Annotated in this window: 16 protein-coding genes and 2 tRNA genes; 16 read left to right on the top strand and 2 right to left on the bottom strand. The window is 61.9% G+C overall.

The window, feature by feature from the left end; translation table 11 throughout:
- Window positions 1–72 precede the first annotated feature (72 nt).
- Together WD006_RS15795 and WD006_RS15790 are read left to right on the top strand one after the other, a co-directional pair.
- Complete coding sequence (locus tag WD006_RS15795) at window positions 73–771, top strand: CoA transferase subunit A (RefSeq protein WP_029308134.1); 699 nt, start codon at window positions 73–75, stop codon at window positions 769–771.
- A gap of 11 nt (window positions 772–782) precedes the next feature.
- A complete protein-coding gene (locus WD006_RS15790; RefSeq protein WP_011515939.1) occupies window positions 783–1,421 on the top strand; it encodes a CoA transferase subunit B in 639 nt (212 codons plus the stop codon).
- 133 nt (window positions 1,422–1,554) lie between these two features.
- Here the strand turns inward: WD006_RS15790 and WD006_RS15785 are convergent, their stop codons facing one another.
- Window positions 1,555–2,028: a DUF411 domain-containing protein gene (locus WD006_RS15785; RefSeq protein WP_011515940.1), complete on the bottom strand. Its 474-nt coding sequence runs from the start codon at window positions 2,026–2,028 to the stop codon at window positions 1,555–1,557.
- 20 nt (window positions 2,029–2,048) lie between these two features.
- Window positions 2,049–2,825, bottom strand: coding sequence for a 3-hydroxybutyrate dehydrogenase (locus tag WD006_RS15780; protein ID WP_011515941.1), 777 nt, complete (start codon window positions 2,823–2,825; stop codon window positions 2,049–2,051).
- Between the two features lie 187 nt (window positions 2,826–3,012).
- On the opposite strand from WD006_RS15780, the gene WD006_RS15775 reads away from it, so the two are divergent.
- The 14 genes from WD006_RS15775 (at window position 3,013) to WD006_RS15710 (ending at window position 16,071) form a co-directional block, all read left to right on the top strand.
- On the top strand, window positions 3,013–3,894 hold the full coding sequence (locus WD006_RS15775) for an alpha/beta fold hydrolase (protein WP_011515942.1): 882 nt from the start codon (window positions 3,013–3,015) through the stop codon (window positions 3,892–3,894).
- Between the two features lie 25 nt (window positions 3,895–3,919).
- On the top strand, window positions 3,920–4,282 hold the full coding sequence (locus WD006_RS15770) for a RidA family protein (protein ID WP_008650501.1): 363 nt from the start codon (window positions 3,920–3,922) through the stop codon (window positions 4,280–4,282).
- Between the two features lie 16 nt (window positions 4,283–4,298).
- Complete coding sequence (locus WD006_RS15765; RefSeq protein ID WP_011515943.1) at window positions 4,299–6,527, top strand: RelA/SpoT family protein; 2,229 nt, start codon at window positions 4,299–4,301, stop codon at window positions 6,525–6,527.
- A 21-nt stretch (window positions 6,528–6,548) separates the two neighbouring features.
- Window positions 6,549–6,625, top strand: a tRNA-Val gene (locus WD006_RS15760).
- Between the two features lie 396 nt (window positions 6,626–7,021).
- A complete protein-coding gene (thrS, locus tag WD006_RS15755; RefSeq protein ID WP_029308133.1) occupies window positions 7,022–8,929 on the top strand; it encodes a threonine--tRNA ligase in 1,908 nt (635 codons plus the stop codon).
- A 47-nt stretch (window positions 8,930–8,976) separates the two neighbouring features.
- A complete protein-coding gene (gene infC / locus WD006_RS15750; protein ID WP_080672715.1) occupies window positions 8,977–9,498 on the top strand; it encodes a translation initiation factor IF-3 in 522 nt (173 codons plus the stop codon).
- Window positions 9,499–9,666: 168 nt separating this feature from the next.
- Complete coding sequence (gene rpmI / locus WD006_RS15745) at window positions 9,667–9,864, top strand: 50S ribosomal protein L35 (RefSeq protein ID WP_006575466.1); 198 nt, start codon at window positions 9,667–9,669, stop codon at window positions 9,862–9,864.
- A 28-nt stretch (window positions 9,865–9,892) separates the two neighbouring features.
- Complete coding sequence (gene rplT, locus WD006_RS15740) at window positions 9,893–10,249, top strand: 50S ribosomal protein L20 (protein ID WP_008650487.1); 357 nt, start codon at window positions 9,893–9,895, stop codon at window positions 10,247–10,249.
- A 214-nt stretch (window positions 10,250–10,463) separates the two neighbouring features.
- Complete coding sequence (gene pheS / locus WD006_RS15735; RefSeq protein WP_175582381.1) at window positions 10,464–11,489, top strand: phenylalanine--tRNA ligase subunit alpha; 1,026 nt, start codon at window positions 10,464–10,466, stop codon at window positions 11,487–11,489.
- A 77-nt stretch (window positions 11,490–11,566) separates the two neighbouring features.
- A complete protein-coding gene (pheT, locus tag WD006_RS15730; protein WP_011515947.1) occupies window positions 11,567–14,014 on the top strand; it encodes a phenylalanine--tRNA ligase subunit beta in 2,448 nt (815 codons plus the stop codon).
- An 84-nt stretch (window positions 14,015–14,098) separates the two neighbouring features.
- On the top strand, window positions 14,099–14,509 hold the full coding sequence (locus WD006_RS15725; RefSeq protein WP_008650476.1) for an integration host factor subunit alpha: 411 nt from the start codon (window positions 14,099–14,101) through the stop codon (window positions 14,507–14,509).
- A gap of 179 nt (window positions 14,510–14,688) precedes the next feature.
- Window positions 14,689–15,123, top strand: coding sequence for a MerR family transcriptional regulator (locus WD006_RS15720; protein WP_011515948.1), 435 nt, complete (start codon window positions 14,689–14,691; stop codon window positions 15,121–15,123).
- A 56-nt stretch (window positions 15,124–15,179) separates the two neighbouring features.
- Window positions 15,180–15,256, top strand: a tRNA-Pro gene (locus WD006_RS15715).
- Between the two features lie 161 nt (window positions 15,257–15,417).
- Window positions 15,418–16,071: an acetyltransferase gene (locus WD006_RS15710; protein WP_011515949.1), complete on the top strand. Its 654-nt coding sequence runs from the start codon at window positions 15,418–15,420 to the stop codon at window positions 16,069–16,071.
- The last annotated feature ends 315 nt before the right edge of the window (window positions 16,072–16,386 follow it).

Here is a 16,386-nt window from a genome sequence, read left to right as displayed (position 1 = left end):
ATGTGGCGGACCAAGAACGTCGTCGGAAGGCTTCGAACCATCCGCGCGGGACTACCGAGGAAGGAGCAAACAATGAACAAGGTCTACGCCAGCGCTGCTGAGGCGCTCGCGGGCGTCGTACGCGACGGCCAGACGATCGCCGTGGGCGGTTTCGGTCTGTGCGGCATCCCCGAAGCGCTGATCGCGGCACTGCGCGATAGCGGCACCAAACAGCTTACCTGCATCTCCAACAATGCCGGCGTCGATGGTTTTGGCCTCGGCCTGCTGCTTGCCACGCGGCAGATCCGCAAGATGATCTCGTCCTACGTGGGCGAGAACAAGGAGTTCGAGCGCCAATACCTGGCTGGCGAACTCGAGCTCGAATTCACGCCGCAGGGCACGCTGGCCGAGAAGCTGCGCGCCGGCGGATCGGGTATCCCGGCGTTCTTCACCAAGACCGGCGTGGGCACGATCGTCGCGGATGGCAAGGAAATCCGCGAATTCGACGGCCAGCAATACGTGATGGAGCGTTCGCTGACGGCAGACGTGGCGCTGGTCAAGGCCAAGAAGGCTGACAAGGCAGGCAATCTGGTCTTCCGCCGCACCGCCCGCAACTTCAACCCGGTTTGCGCAATGGCCGGAAAGATCACGGTGGTCGAGGTGGAAGAGATCGTTGAAACCGGTGAGATCGATCCGGACGACGTCCACCTGCCGGGCATCTTCGTGCACCGCATCGTGCTGAACACGAACCCCGAAAAACGCATCGAACAGCGCACCGTGCGTGCCAAGTAAGGAGACAGATCATGGCATGGACACGTGATGAAATGGCCGCGCGCGCGGCCCGGGAACTGCAGGACGGTTTCTATGTGAATCTCGGTATCGGCCTGCCGACGCTGGTGGCCAACCACGTGCCGGAAGGCATGGAAGTGTGGCTGCAGTCGGAGAACGGCCTGCTGGGCATCGGCCCGTTCCCGACCGAGGAAGAAGTGGACGCCGACATGATCAATGCGGGCAAGCAGACGGTGACGACGCTGCCCGGGTCGTCGATCTTCTCGTCGGCCGATTCGTTCGCGATGATTCGCGGCGGCAAGATCAACCTCGCCATCCTGGGCGCCATGCAGGTCAGCCAGCGCGGCGACCTGGCCAACTGGATGATCCCGGGCAAGATGGTCAAGGGCATGGGCGGCGCGATGGACCTCGTGGCCGGCGTGGGTCGTGTGGTGGTGCTGATGGAGCATACCGCCAAGAAAAAGGATGGCACCGAGGACATCAAGATCCTTGAGGCGTGCAATCTGCCGCTGACTGGTGTGGGTGTGGTGAATCGCATCATCACCGACCTGGCCGTGATGGACGTGACGCCGGAAGGCCTGAAGCTGGTGGAAACCGCCCCGGGCGTGAGCCGGGAGGAAGTGCAGGCGAAGACGGGTACGAAACTGATCTGAGCCGCAGGTCCGGCCGCTTGGTACGGTGGCCAACGCACAGTAGCCAAATAGAGAAAGCCCCCGCCGGTTCATGCCGGCGGGGGCTTTTTTCTTGGCGAGGGTTGCCGTTCGCGGAGCCTGGCTCGCCCGAGCCTCAGGATTTCGCCTTGTTGTAGCTCGAGAAGACCGACGCCGCGCCATTGGCCTTCACCAGCAGCACGTCGAACGGGTCCTTGCGCGGACCATATTCCATGCCCGGAGATCCTACCGGCATTCCCGGCACGGCCAATCCAGCGGCCTGCGGCTTGCTGGCCAGCAGCTTCTTGATGTCGGCTGCCGGCACGTGGCCTTCGATACCATAGCCGGCGATGACACCGGTGTGGCACGAGCCGAATCGGTCCGGAATCCCGTACTTGGTGCGATAGACGCCAGTGTCCTCCACATCGTGCGTGGTCACCGTAAAGCCATTGGCACGCAGATGCTTGACCCAGTCTTCGCAGCAGCCGCAAGTCGGGCTTTTGTAGACGTCGATGGCCAACAGCTTCGGCGACTGCGCCATGGCCAACACCGGCGCCAGCGTCAGCGAACTGGCGCCAAGGATGCGCAGGAAGTTACGTCGGTCTGCCATTTACTGCACTCCTATTTCTCTTATTGGGCCACCCAGCCGCCGTCCATGTTCCAGATCGCGCCGCGCACCTGACGCGCGGCTTCGCTCGACAGGAACACCGCCAGCGCGCCGAGTTCCTCGGGCGTGACGAACTGGCCGGAAGGCTGCTTCTCGATCACCAGTTCGCGCTTGGCTTGCTCGACCGGAATCCCTTCCTTCTGGGCGCGGGCTTCCACCTGCTTCTGTACCAGTGGCGTCAGCACCCAGCCCGGGCAGATGGCATTGGCCGTGACGCCGGTCTGCGCCGTTTCGAGCGCGGTGACCTTGGTGAAGCCGACGATGCCGTGTTTCGCGGCCACGTAGGCCGACTTTTCCGCCGATGCCACGAGACCGTGGGTCGAGGCGATATTGATGACCCGCCCCCAGTTCTTCGCCTTCATCGAGGGCAGGGCCAGGCGGGTGGTGTGGAATGCGGAGGTGAGATTGATGGCGATGATCGCGTCCCAGCGATCGACCGGAAATTCCTCGATCTTCGCCACGAACTGGATGCCTGCGTTATTGACCAGGATGTCCACGCCGCCGAAGTCCTTCTCGGCATAGCGCATCATGTCCTCGATCTCGGCAGCCTTGCTCATGTCGGCGCCGTGGTAGCCAACCTGAATGCCGCTGCCGGATTTGGCGATCTCCGCCTTTGCGCCGTCCACGTCACCGAATCCGTTGACAATGATGTTCGCACCTTGCGCGGCTAGCGCTTGGGCGATGCCGAGTCCGATACCGCTGGTCGATCCAGTGACCAGTGCCGTCTTGCCTTTGAGCATGGATGCCTCCGTTGGGCGAGTCAGGATGTGCTGTGGCATTGTACTCGCTGAGCGTACAATCCTGCTTTGGCCAAAAGCCCGCAATTTGGTTCAACCGCCCGGTTCGACCGTCGTACTTTCCGAAGTAGTCATATCGCTTAACCTTTCGCGCCATCATGCCTGCGGCGCGAGATTGCAGGGAGTCCAGATGTCTTCCAGTCCGCGCCTCGGCTTCGTACAGTGCATCAGTGCCGCCGGCCTGCATCGCATGGCCTATCACGAGTGGGGAGATCCCGCGAATCAGCGAGTGCTGGTGTGCGTGCACGGCCTGACCCGTACCGGACGTGATTTCGATGCGCTGGCACGTTCGTTGAGCGACGAGTACCGCGTGGTGTGCCCGGACGTGGCGGGCCGTGGCCGCTCCGACTGGCTGGCCGACCCGCGGGGCTACGTGTTGCCGCAGTACGTGTCCGATATGGTCACGCTGATCGCGCGACTGAACGTCGAACAGGTGGACTGGTTCGGCACGTCGATGGGCGGGCTGATCGGCATCGGGCTGGCCGGGCTGGCCAAGTCGCCGGTGCGCAAGCTGCTGCTCAACGATGTGGGTCCGCGCATCACCGCGCAATCGATGGAACGGATTGGTGCGTATCTGGGTTTGCCGGTGCGCTTCAAGACGTTCGAGGAAGGGTTGGCCTATCTGCAAACGATCAGCGCTTCATTCGGCCGTCATACTCCCGAGCAGTGGCGCGAGTTGAATGGCGCGATCCTGAAACCGGTGCAGGGCGCCGAGGGGCTCGAATGGGGATTGCATTACGACCCGGCGCTGGCCGTGCCGTTCAAGGACGCGACGCCGGAGGCGATGCAGGCTGGTGAGGCCGCGCTGTGGGCGATGTTCGAGGCCATTCAAGGGCCGACACTGGTGGTGCGCGGCGCGCAGTCCGATCTGCTGATGCGCGAGATCCTGGCCGAAATGGTGGCGCGCGGAAAGCAGGTGTCGAGCGTGGAGATTCCCGATGTGGGTCATGCTCCGACCTTCGTCGATGCGGCGCAGATTGCCATCGCCCGTCAATTTTTCCTGGGGTCTTGAGCCCCGCTACTGAACGAAAACTGTCATGAGCACCAACACCCTGAAGCGCGCCCACGTGGGCAAGCGTCTGTCCGAATACGCGGTCTACAACGGCGTGGTCTATCTGGCCGGCCAGGTGCCCGAGGTCGACCCCAAGGCCGACCTGCGCGGCCAGACGCGTGAGGTGCTGGGCCATATCGACCGCCTGCTGGCTGAAGCCGGCAGCGACAAGACACGCATCCTGATGTGTCAGATCTTCCTGACGGACATCACGCGCATTGGCGAGATGAACGAGGTGTGGGACGAGTGGGTGGCGCAAGGCAATACACCGCCGCGGGCCACCGTCCAGGCGGCGCTGGCCAATCCCGACTACCTGATCGAAGTGGTGGTGACGGCCGCGCTCAACTGATGCGGGGCGGCAAGACATGGTGACATCGACGGAGCTGACGGGGCAGACCGCGGGCGTGCCCGACGCCGGGCTCGTCGAGCGCGCGCTCGCGTATGTGCGCGAGAAGGCCGACGGCGAGAAACCCACGACACTGCCCACCGGCGAGACCGTGCTGTCTCACGCCGAGGGGATGCTGCGTATCCTGGATGGCCTGCGCGTGGACGATGCCGCGCGTGCGGCGGCGTGCCTGTTCCCGATGGTGGCGTTTGTGCCCGGCGTCGAGGCGCACATCGAGGAGCGCTTCGGCGAGGACGTGGCGCGGCTGGTGAAGGGCGTGCGGCAACTGTTGCGGATTGGCGCGATCGCCACGCAGGCCGAGGCCGTCGAAACGTCGAAGTCGCAGGCGGCGGCGCGGCAGGAGCAGGTGGAGGCGCTGCGCAAGATGCTGCTGGCCTTCGCGCAGGACATCCGTGTGGTGCTGGTGCGGCTGGCTTCGCGTCTGCAGACGTTGCGCTGGCTGGCGCAGACCAAGAGCCAGCCGCTGCCAGGCGTGGCGCGCGAAACTCTTGATATCTACGCGCCGCTGGCGAACCGGCTGGGTATCTGGCAGATGAAGTGGGAGCTCGAGGATCTGGCCTTCCGCTTCGAGCAGCCCGAGACCTACAAGCGCATCGCCAAGCTGCTCGACGAAAAACGCATCGAGCGAGAGGGCTATATCTCGCAGGCGATTGCGCGGCTGCAGTCCGAGCTGGCGGCGGCGGGCATTCGCGCCGAAGTGACCGGGCGACCCAAGCACATCTACAGCATCTGGAAGAAGATGCGGGGCAAGGCGCTCGATTTCGCCGATCTCTACGACGTGCGCGCCTTCCGCGTGATCGTCGACGACATCAAGGACTGCTATACGGTGCTCGGTATCGTGCACCACATCTGGCAACCGATTCCGCGCGAGTTCGACGACTACATTTCGCGGCCGAAGGCGAATGGCTACAAATCCCTGCACACGGTGGTGATCGGCGACGATGGCCGAGCGTTCGAGGTGCAGATCCGTACGCACGAGATGCACCACTTCGCCGAGTACGGCGTGGCGGCGCACTGGCGCTACAAGGAGGCGGGTGGCAAGGGCTATAGCGGTCAGTTCACGGCGGACAACAGCTACGACGAGAAAATCGCGTGGCTGCGGCAACTGCTGGCGTGGAAGGATGATGCCGATCATACGGTCACGCACGAGGATTCGCCGTGGGAGCAGCTCAAGCACGCAGCAATCGACGACCACATCTATGTGCTGACGCCGCAGGCGCGTGTGGTGGCGTTGCCCCAGGGCGCCACGCCGGTGGATTTTGCCTACTACCTGCATAGTGACCTCGGTCATCGTTGCCGCGGTGCGCGCGTCGATGGCGCGATGGTGCCGCTCAACACGCCGCTCAAGAACGGGCAGACCGTGGAGATCGTGGCGGTCAAGCAGGGTGGGCCATCGCGTGACTGGCTGAACCCCGAGCTGGGCTACCTGGCCAGCAGCCGCGCGCGCGCCAAGGTGCGTGCATGGTTCAATGCACTCGACTCTCAGGAGACGATTGCCCAAGGGCGCGCCCTGATCGAAAAGACGTTGCAGCGCGAGGGGAAGACGGCGGTCAATCTCGACGATCTCGCCACCCGACTCAACTTCAAGACACCCGATGATCTGTTCGCGGCGGTGGCGAAGGAAGAGTTCAGCCTGCGCCACGTGGAGCAGGCGCTGCGGCATCCGGACGGGGAAGTGCAGCCGCAGTTCAGCGAGGAAGAGGCCGTTACCAAGAAGAGTCGCGCCACCAGCGTGGCGCGCGGCGCCAAGAGTGGCGTGCTCGTGGTGGGCGTCGATTCGCTGATGACCCAAATGTCTCGCTGCTGCAAGCCGGCGCCGCCGGACGATATCGTTGGCTTCGTGACTCGTGGTCGGGGTGTGTCGATCCATCGACGCAACTGCCACACGTTCCAGCAACTGTCGACGCGAGACCCCGAGCGGGTGATCCAGACGGAGTGGGGCAAGCGCAGCGATGCCGTGTATCCCGTGGACATCCAGGTGGAGGCGATCGACCGGCAAGGCTTGCTGCGCGATATTTCCGAAGTGCTTTCGCGCGAAAAGATCAACGTCACGGGTGTGAAGACGCTGTCGAGCAAGGGTGTCGCTCGAATGCAGTTCACGGCGGAGGTCGCCGAGGCCACGCAACTTCAGCGTGCGATTTCCCTGATCGAAGAAGTGCAGGGGGTGTTGCACGCGAAACGAAAATAAGGTTATACTTGCAGCTTCGCTAGGCTCGTAGCTCAGCTGGTTAGAGCACCACCTTGACATGGTGGGGGTCGTTGGTTCGAGTCCAATCGAGCCTACCAACGAACATGCAGTAAAACGTAGCACCCGTCGGCAATCGAAGGCTGGCGCTGGCAGATCCGAATAACCTTCCAAGGAACGGAAACGCATCATGAGCAAGACAACTCGAACTACTACCGCTGGTTAGCGACAGTAGTCGAGGTGCGCCTTCGACCCGTAGTGTGTGATACGGGGAAACACAGAAAAACGCGGCCTTGGCCGCGTTTTTTTTCGTCTGTCGTTTTCCAGCATCCGGTAAGCTGCCTCGTCGCTCGCCGTGAGGCAGCCAGAAAGATTCGTTGCTGGTCGTGTCCTATAGCCGTTGAGGCGATTGGATGGGCCGGCGCCACAAAAGAAGCTATGCTCCGCTCGCCACATCGCCTGAAGGCCGGTGCAGCGGAATCCTCGAGAGGTGCAAGATGATCGTAATCACGCTGCCAGACGGTTCCCGTCGTGAGTATCCCGGCCCCGTCACGGTGGCCGAAGTGGCGCAGAGCATTGGCTCCGGACTGGCCAAAGCAGCGCTCGCCGGCAAGGTCGATGGTCGCATGGTCGATACGAGCTTCAGGATCGACCAGGATGCGTCGCTGTCCATCGTCACGGACAAGGATGCAGATGGCGTCGACGTGATTCGTCACTCGACGGCTCACTTGCTGGCCTACGCTGTCAAGGAGCTGTATCCCGACGCGCAGGTCACGATCGGTCCGGTCATTGACAACGGCTTCTACTACGACTTCTCGTACAAGCGTCCCTTCACGCCGGAAGACCTTGCCGCCATCGAAAAGAAGATGACGGAACTCGCCCGCAAGGACGAGAAGGTGTCGCGCGAGGTATGGAATCGCGATGAGGCGGTGGCCCTGTTCGAGTCGATGGGCGAGAAGTACAAGGCCGAGATCATTGCGTCGATTCCCGCGGATCAGGAGATCGGCCTCTATCGCGAAGGCAGCTTCGTCGACCTGTGCCGTGGCCCGCACGTACCGTCCACGGGAAAGCTCAAGGTCTTCAAGCTGATGAAGGTGGCCGGTGCCTACTGGCGCGGCGACTCGAACAACGAGATGCTCCAGCGTATCTACGGTACGGCCTGGGCGAAGAAGGAAGACCAGGACGCCTACCTGCATATGCTGGAGGAGGCTGAGAAGCGCGATCACCGCCGCCTGGGCAAGACACTTGACCTGTTCCATCTGCAGGAAGAGGCGCCTGGCATGGTGTTCTGGCACCCGAAGGGCTGGCAGGTGTGGCAGGCCGTCGAGCAATACATGCGCGGCCGTCTGGGTCAGGCCGGCTATGAGGAAGTGCGCACGCCGCAGGTGATGGATCGTTCGCTCTGGGAGCGTTCCGGCCACTGGGACAACTATAAAGAGAACATGTTTGTCACGGAGTCGGAGAAGCGCGATTACGCGATCAAGCCGATGAACTGCCCGGGCCATGTGCAGATCTTCAACCACGGCCTGCGCTCGTACCGCGACCTGCCGCTGCGTCTTGCCGAATTCGGTGCGTGCCATCGCAACGAGCCCTCGGGAGCGTTGCACGGGCTGATGCGTGTGCGAGGTTTTGTGCAGGATGATGCGCATATTTTCTGCACGGAAGAGCAGATCGTCGAGGAGGCCAAGGCCTTCAACGAACTCGCGTTCTCGATCTATGACGACTTTGGCTTCAAGGATGTCGCGGTGAAGCTGTCGCTGCGCCCGGAAAAGCGCGCGGGTTCGGACGCGGTCTGGGATCACGCCGAGGATGGCCTGCGCCTGGCGCTGCGTGCCTGTGGCGTGGAGTGGGAGGAGCTGCCGGGCGAGGGTGCTTTCTACGGCCCGAAGGTCGAGTACCACATCAAGGATGCAATCGGCCGCTCGTGGCAGTGCGGCACGCTGCAGCTCGATCTGGTGCTGCCGGAGCGCCTGGGCGCCGAGTACGTCTCCGAGGATAATTCCCGGAAGCGACCGGTCATGCTGCACCGCGCGATCCTTGGTTCGTTCGAGCGCTTCCTGGGTATCTTGCTGGAAAACCACGCGGGTGCGCTGCCGGCCTGGCTGGCTCCAGAGCAGGTGGTGGTGATGAATATCGCCGAATCCCAGTCGGAATATGCTGAAAACGTTGTGCAACTCTTGCAAAAACAAGGGTTTAGGGCCAAGGCGGATTTGCGTAACGAGAAAATTACGTATAAAATTCGCGAGCATTCCCTCCAGAAGATCCCTTACCTGCTGGTAATTGGCGACAAGGAGCGGGATGCCAATCAAGTGGCCGTGCGTGCCCGTGGCAACGTGGATCTGGGTGTCATGCCTGTTTCCGCGTTTGTGGAGCGTCTGCAACAGGACGTTTCCAGCAAAGCCTGAGGGTGTCGAGCACGGCTTGTTTTTTTGTCTTCTTGAGGTAACGGAACATCGCTACAGACAAAGGTCACCGTATCAACCGGGAAATCAGCGCGCCTGAGCTGCGCTTGGTAGGGGTTGATAACGAGCAGCTCGGCATCGTCAAATTCATGGACGCACTGCGCCTGGCCGAGGACAAGGACTTGGATCTCGTGGAGATCGCGCCCAACGCGACTCCGCCCGTGGCCCGCATCATGGACTACGGCAAGTTCAAGTACGAGGAAGCCAAGCGCGCCCACGAGGCCAAGCTCAAGCAGAAAATCATCCAGGTCAAGGAAGTGAAATTCCGTCCTGGCACGGATGATGGCGACTACAACGTCAAGCTGCGCAACTTGCGACGCTTCCTGGAAGAGGGTGACAAGACCAAGATCACGTTGCGCTTCCGTGGCCGTGAAATGGCCCACCAGGAAATCGGCGCGCGCGTGCTCGAGCGTCTGAAGGCTGACCTGGAGGAACTGGGTCAGGTCGAGCAGATGCCGAAGATGGAAGGTCGCCAGATGGTGATGGTGCTGGCCCCCAAGAAGAAGAAGTGATTCTTGTGCGGGGTGGCGGCCGGGGTGCCATGTGCATCCCGGCGTCGTCCTGTGCGGAAACCGTGCGCGGCGCTTCGTGTGCTGCGTACAAAAACAAGTGGATACGGGTTTTGCAAGTGACGGCGTCAGCCGTCCACCTGTATGCATGTCATAGAGCTGGAGTTTTTCATGCCTAAGATGAAGACCAAGAAAAGCGCCTCCAAGCGCTTTACTGCGCGCCCGAACGGTTCGTTCAAGCGCGGCCAGGCCTTCAAGCGTCACATCCTGACCAAGAAGACCACCAAGAACAAGCGTCAACTGCGCGGCACCCAGGACGTCCATGAGACGAACCTGAAGTCCGTTCGCGCAATGATGCCTTACGCATAACCTCAAACGATAACGAAAGGAGTTTTATATGCCTCGAGTCAAGCGTGGGGTTACTGCACGGGCCCGTCACAAGAAAGTCATCGACGCTGCCAAGGGTTACCGCGGCCGTCGTAATAATGTCTATCGCATCGCCAAGCAGGCGGTCATGCGTGCTGGTCAGTACGCCTACCGCGATCGTCGCAACAAGAAGCGCGTGTTCCGCGCGCTCTGGATTGCACGTATCAACGCTGCTACGCGTGAGCATGGCATGACCTACAGCGTGTTCATGAACGGCCTGAAGAAGGCTTCGATTGAACTGGACCGCAAGGTGCTGTCGGACATGGCTATCCACGACAAGCCTGCCTTTGCCGCCATCGTCAACCAGGTGAAAGCCACCGTTGCCTGATGCCGGCTGCGGAAGCGCCTAGATCGCGCTTCCGGGCAAGCACCGACCGCAAGGTCTGCTGAAACGGGGCTCCTCACCGAGCCCCGTTTTTATTTCGAATGCCGTGTCGATCGGAGCGATCCGAGACGGCATTCGAAATAGATGCGCCGCACGCGCATTGCCGCGTGCAGTGTCAACCTTTCCACGTATTTGTCTACGTATTGCCGCCATGTCCCTGGATCTGGATCAAGTCGTCGCCGACGCCCAGGCTGCTTTCGCCGCCGCCAACGACAACGCCACGCTGGAAAACGAAAAGGCCCGCTTTCTGGGTAAGACCGGTGCGCTGACCGAGCTGCTCAAGGGCCTCGGCAAGCTGGACCCGGACGCGCGCAAGACCGAAGGTGCGCGTATCAATCAGGTCAAGCAGCAGGTGGAAGCCGCGCTGCAGGCCCGCCGCCAGGCGCTGGCCGATGCGCTGATGAACGCGCGTCTGGCCGCGGAAGCTATCGACGTGACGCTGCCCGGCCGCTCTGTTGCGCGTGGCAGCGTGCATCCGGTGATGCGTACCTGGGAGCGCGTCGAGCAGATCTTCGGCTCGATCGGTTTCGACGTGGCCGACGGCCCTGAAATCGAAACCGACTGGATGAACTTCACCGCGCTGAACAACCCGGACAACCATCCGGCGCGTTCGATGCAGGACACGTTCTATGTGGACGGCCGCGACAGCGACGACAAGCTCCTGCTGCTGCGTACCCACACCAGCCCGATGCAGGTGCGTTACGCGCGCATGCACGTCGAGAAGTACGCCGGCCGGGCCATGCCGCCGATCAAGGTGATCTGCCCGGGCCGCACGTACCGCGTGGACAGCGATGCCACGCACTCGCCGATGTTCAATCAGGTGGAAGGTCTGTGGATTGGCGATAACGTGAGCTTTGCCGACCTGAAGGGCGTCTACACCGATTTCCTGCGCAAGTTCTTCGAGCGCGACGATATCCAGGTGCGCTTCCGTCCGTCGTACTTCCCGTTCACCGAGCCGTCGGCTGAAATCGACATGGCGTTCGGCAACGGCAAGTGGCTGGAAATCTCCGGCTCGGGCCAGGTGCACCCCAACGTGCTGCGCAATATGGGCCTCGATCCCGAGCGCTACATCGGCTTTGCGTTCGGCTCCGGCCTCGAGCGCCTGACGATGCTGCGCTATGGCATCAATGACCTGCGACTGTTCTTCGAAGGCGATGTGCGCTTCCTGCGCCAGTTCGCCTGATATGGCGTACCGCCCGAAGCAATAACGCAGCTCCAACGTCCCAGACAACTCAGAATACCTACCGGATCAGAAGCGCCATGCAATTCTCGGAATCCTGGCTTCGCACGTTCGCCAACCCTGAAAAGATCTCCACCGACGCGCTGTCGCACAGCCTGACCATGGCCGGGCTCGAAGTGGAAGAAGTGGGCCCCGTTGCGCCGCCGTTCACGAAGATCGTGGTGGCCCGCGTGCTGGCCACCGAACGCCATCCCAACGCCGACCGCCTGAACGTGTGCCAGGTGGATGCCGGCACCGGCGAAACGCTGCAGATCGTTTGCGGCGCACCCAACGTCACGCCCGGCATCGTTGTGCCGTGCGCGCTGGTCGGCGCAGTGCTGCCGCCGGGCGAAGAGGGCGGCAAGCCGTTCGAGATCAAGGTCGGCAAGCTGCGCGGCGTGGATAGCTTTGGCATGTTGTGCTCGGCACGCGAACTGAAGCTGTCCGAAGATCACGGTGGCCTGCTGGTCCTGCCGGACGACGCGCCGGTGGGTCAGGACATTCGCCAGTACCTTGATCTCGATGATCAGGTCTTCACGATCAAGCTGACGCCGAACAAGGCCGACTGCCTGTCGATCCATGGTGTTGCGCGCGAAGTGTCGGCGCTGACCGGCGCCGCGCTGACGCTGCCGGACATGTCGCCAGTAGCCGTGACGATCCAGGACAAGCTGCCCGTCAAGATCTCCTCGCCGGACCTGTGCGGCCGCTTCTCGGGCCGGATCATCCGCGGCGTGAACGCACGCGCGGCCACGCCTGCATGGATGGTGCAGCGTCTGGAGCGCTCGGGGCAGCGCAGTATCTCGGCGTTGGTCGACATCTCGAACTACGTGATGCTCGAGTTAGGCCGTCCGTCGCATGTGTTCGATCTGGACAAGATCCACGGCGGCCTGGATGTGCGCTGGGGCCGCAAGGGCGAACAGCTCAAGCTGCTCAACGGCAATACCGTCGAGGTGGACGAGCAGGTGGGCGTGATTTCCGACGACAAGGAGATCGAGAGCCTGGCCGGCATCATGGGCGGCGACAGCACTGCCGTTTCGCTCGACACGACCAATATCTACCTGGAAGCCGCATTCTGGTGGCCCAACGCCATCCAGGGCCGCGCGCGCCGCTACAACTTCTCGACCGATGCCGCGCATCGTTTCGAGCGTGGCGTGGACTACGCCACCACCGTCGAGCATATCGAACGCATCACCGCGCTGATTCTCGACATCTGCGGTGGTCAGGCCGGCCCGGTGGACGACCAGACCGTCAATGTGCCGCAGCGCCAGCCCGTGAAGCTGCGCGTGGCGCGTGCCGAGCGCGTGCTGGGTATCGAACTGTCGTCGGCGGAGATCGCTGACGTCTTCCAGCGCCTGAACCTGTCGTTCACGCGCTCGCAAGGCGACGAAGGCGAGGTGTTCGAAGTCACGCCGCCGAGCTATCGCTTCGACATCGAGATCGAGGAAGACCTGATCGAGGAAGTCGCGCGTATCTATGGCTTCGAGCGTATTCCGGCCCGCCCGCCTGTGGCCGAAAGCGAAATGCGTCCGACCAACGAAGGCCGCCGCTCGCAACACGTGGTGCGCCACGCGCTGGCCGCGCGCGACTTCAACGAGGTGATCAACTTCGCCTTCGTGGAAGAGCAGTGGGAGCAGGACTTCGCGGACAACAACAACCCGATCCGGCTGCTGAATCCGATTGCGAGCCAACTGGCCGTGATGCGTTCCACGATGATCGGTGGTCTGCTCGACAAGGTTCGCTACAACCTTAACCGCAAGGCTTCGCGCGTGCGCCTGTTCGAGGTGGGCCGCGTGTTCCACCGCGATCCGAAGGTGGTCGACGGCGGCCTGACTGTTGCCGGCTACCACCAGCCGATGATGGCTGCTGGTATCGCCTACGGCCCGGCGTTCGATGAGCAGTGGGGCGTGGCCACGCGTCCGGTCGATTTCTTCGACATCAAGGGCGATGTGGAAGCGCTGTTCCACCCGCGCGTGCCGCGCTTCGAACCAGTGGCGCATCCCGCGCTGCACCCGGGTCGCGCCGCGCGTGTGATCGTCGATGGCAAGGCTGTCGGCGTGGTAGGTGAACTCCATCCTCGCTGGCTGCAGAAGTACGAGCTGACGCAGGCGCCGGTGCTGTTCGAACTCGAACTTGACGCGCTGCGCGGTGTAGGTCTGCCGGTGTACACGGAGATTTCGAAGTTCCCGGCCGCGGTTCGCGATCTGGCTGTGGTCGTGAAGCAGTCGCTGCGTGCGCAAGACATGCTGGACGCCATGCGCGCGGCGCTGGACAAGGGCGGCTTCGGCCATTTCGTCCAGAGCCTCGTGCTGTTCGACGAGTTCCGGCCGAAGGCCGCGTCGGCGGCCATTGGCGCTGACGAGAAAAGCCTTGCGTTCCGCGTAACGTTGCAAGATACTGGGTCGACCCTCCAGGACGAGACAGTCGACAGTGCGGTGCGCTGCATGATCGACGCGCTGACGGCAGGCTTCGACGCCCGCCTGCGCGCTTAAGCGAATCAGGCAGTCCACCTTCAATTGGAGCGCCCGGGCACAGCCCCCGGGCGGATCGCGGCAGATTTTACAGAGCGATCTAGGATGAACGATCGAGACACGATTTCCATGAATGCTGCAGACCTGGGCGATGCAAGCGACCGGCACGCTGCCTCCCTCGACGACGCATCGCCGGAAGCCCGTGCCGCCGAGGTGCCTACCCTGACTAAAGCCGAACTTGCAGAGATGCTGTTCGATCAGGTTGGCCTGAACAAGCGCGAATCGAAAGACATGGTCGAAGCGTTCTTCGACGTGATTCGAGAAGCGTTGGAGCGCGGCGACAGCGTCAAGCTGTCAGGCTTCGGCAACTTCCAGTTGCGCGACAAGGCGCAACGTCCCGGCCGCAACCCCAAGACGGGAGAGATCATCCCGATCACGGCGCGCCGTGTGGTGACGTTCCACGCCAGCCAAAAGCTCAAGGCACAGGTGGAGGAGCGCGCGGGCCTGGAAGCCTGACGCGCGAGGGCATGTGCCGCACGGGCAGTATCGTCGCGGCAGCCACACATCTGTAACGACGCGCAACCGGGTGATTGCCCGCGGCGATTGCAGTCTGTATGCTGCAATGCCGCGCGCAGTTCGCGTCCAACCGAGCCAACCGGCTCTGGTCCACGGCCTGACATCAGACTACCCAACGCATGACGGAAAAATCCAGCGAGCGCGTCGCGCTGCCGCCGATTCCCGCAAAACGCTACTTCACAATCGGTGAGGTCAGCGAGCTCTGCGCCGTCAAGCCGCATGTGCTGCGCTACTGGGAACAGGAATTCACCCAGCTCAAGCCCGTGAAGCGACGCGGCAATCGCCGTTACTACCAGCATCACGAAGTCCTGCTGATTCGCCGGATTCGCGATCTGCTGTACGAGCAAGGCTTCACGATCAACGGCGCGCGCAACCGGCTCGACGAAGGGCGCCATCACGGCGCTGGCGTCGCTGGGGGTGCCGAGCCCAGTGAGGTTCAGGTTGCCGTGGAGGAAACACCTGTGCTTTCTGTTGACCTGAATGCGCTGCGCAACGACCTGGTCGAAGTGCAGCACCTGCTGGCGCAATTGAAAGAGATCGCACGGCACCAATAAATTGGCTTGGAACTACTAGCCATTGTCGAATTGACGGTGATATACTCTCCCTTCTTCGGGGCGTAGCGCAGCCTGGTAGCGTACCTGCATGGGGTGCAGGTGGTCGGAGGTTCAAATCCTCTCGCCCCGACCAGAAAATGAAAGGCCTGACAGGTTTCCTGTCAGGCCTTTTTGTCATTTGTTGCTGTCGGTCCCGCAAATGGAAGGTTTGGAATCTGAGAGTCAATAGCGCCGTCGACAGGCTGGCTTCAGTATGCTAAAAACGCACGTCCAGAAAAACAGAGGAGAGTACCTATGCGTATCGCCATTTACGGCTGCAGCGGATTCGGTCGAGAAGTCGCTCCTATTGCCAGAGATACAGCACGTCGCATTGGTTCTGGCACTTTGAATGAGGCCGTTGTTTTTGTAGACGATGATGTCTCCAACATCGGGACCATCAAGAACGGGATTCACGTTATTTCCTTTGACGAGCTTCAGTCGAAGCAATCCGATCGCTTGGTAGTTGTTGCGGTTGGCTCCAGCACCGTGCGCCGGGCGATTGTTGCCAAGTGCGAGGCGGCGGGCCTGAAGTTCGCGAGCGTCAGCGCACCGTCGGCCAGATTCCTCGATGAGGTCAGTCTTGGCGATGGCGCCATTTTCTGCGATTTCTCCATGGTGACGTCCAACGTCAGGATTGGACGTCACTTCCACGCAAACATCTATTCCTACGTGGCGCATGATTGTGTGGTCGGTGACTTCGTGACGCTGGCACCCAAGGCCTGCGTGAACGGTAATGTGATCCTTGAGGATGACGTGTATGTCGGTACAGGCGCGGTGATCAAGCAGGGGACGCCTGAAAAGCCGCTGCGCATTGGTAAAGGTGCAATCGTCGGCATGGGCGCCGTGGTTACCAAAGACGTTCCGCCTGGCGCGGTGGTCGTTGGCAATCCTGCACGCGTCAAGGAGTGACTTCCGTTCGGCGATTTGCGGCAAGGGCTGCCAACTGATGTTGGCCCCTGTTTCCGAAGGAAACACGATGCCGGCACTCGCGTTGTAAATGCGAGCGGCAAGAATGCGGGGTAGGAACACCTCTTACCCCAGATGGAAAGCGAAAGGCCTGACGGGAAACCTGTCAGGCCTTTCGCTTTCTTTCATCTTGTAACGCTGTCCGAAATAAGCGCAGCACGCTGCAATCCTTCCTTACATTTCGGACATAGGTTCTCACCCTGTCATCGACTAGCCTTTCCCCATTGCATCGACACGGCAGCTTGCGCTGTCGGAGTA

The sequence above is a fragment of the Cupriavidus sp. Met-2 genome (assembly GCF_049843575.1).
Classification (GTDB): domain Bacteria; phylum Pseudomonadota; class Gammaproteobacteria; order Burkholderiales; family Burkholderiaceae; genus Cupriavidus; species Cupriavidus metallidurans.
The sequence above is the reverse complement of the archived record's forward strand: the minus strand, read 5'-3'. Positions and strand labels throughout refer to the sequence as shown.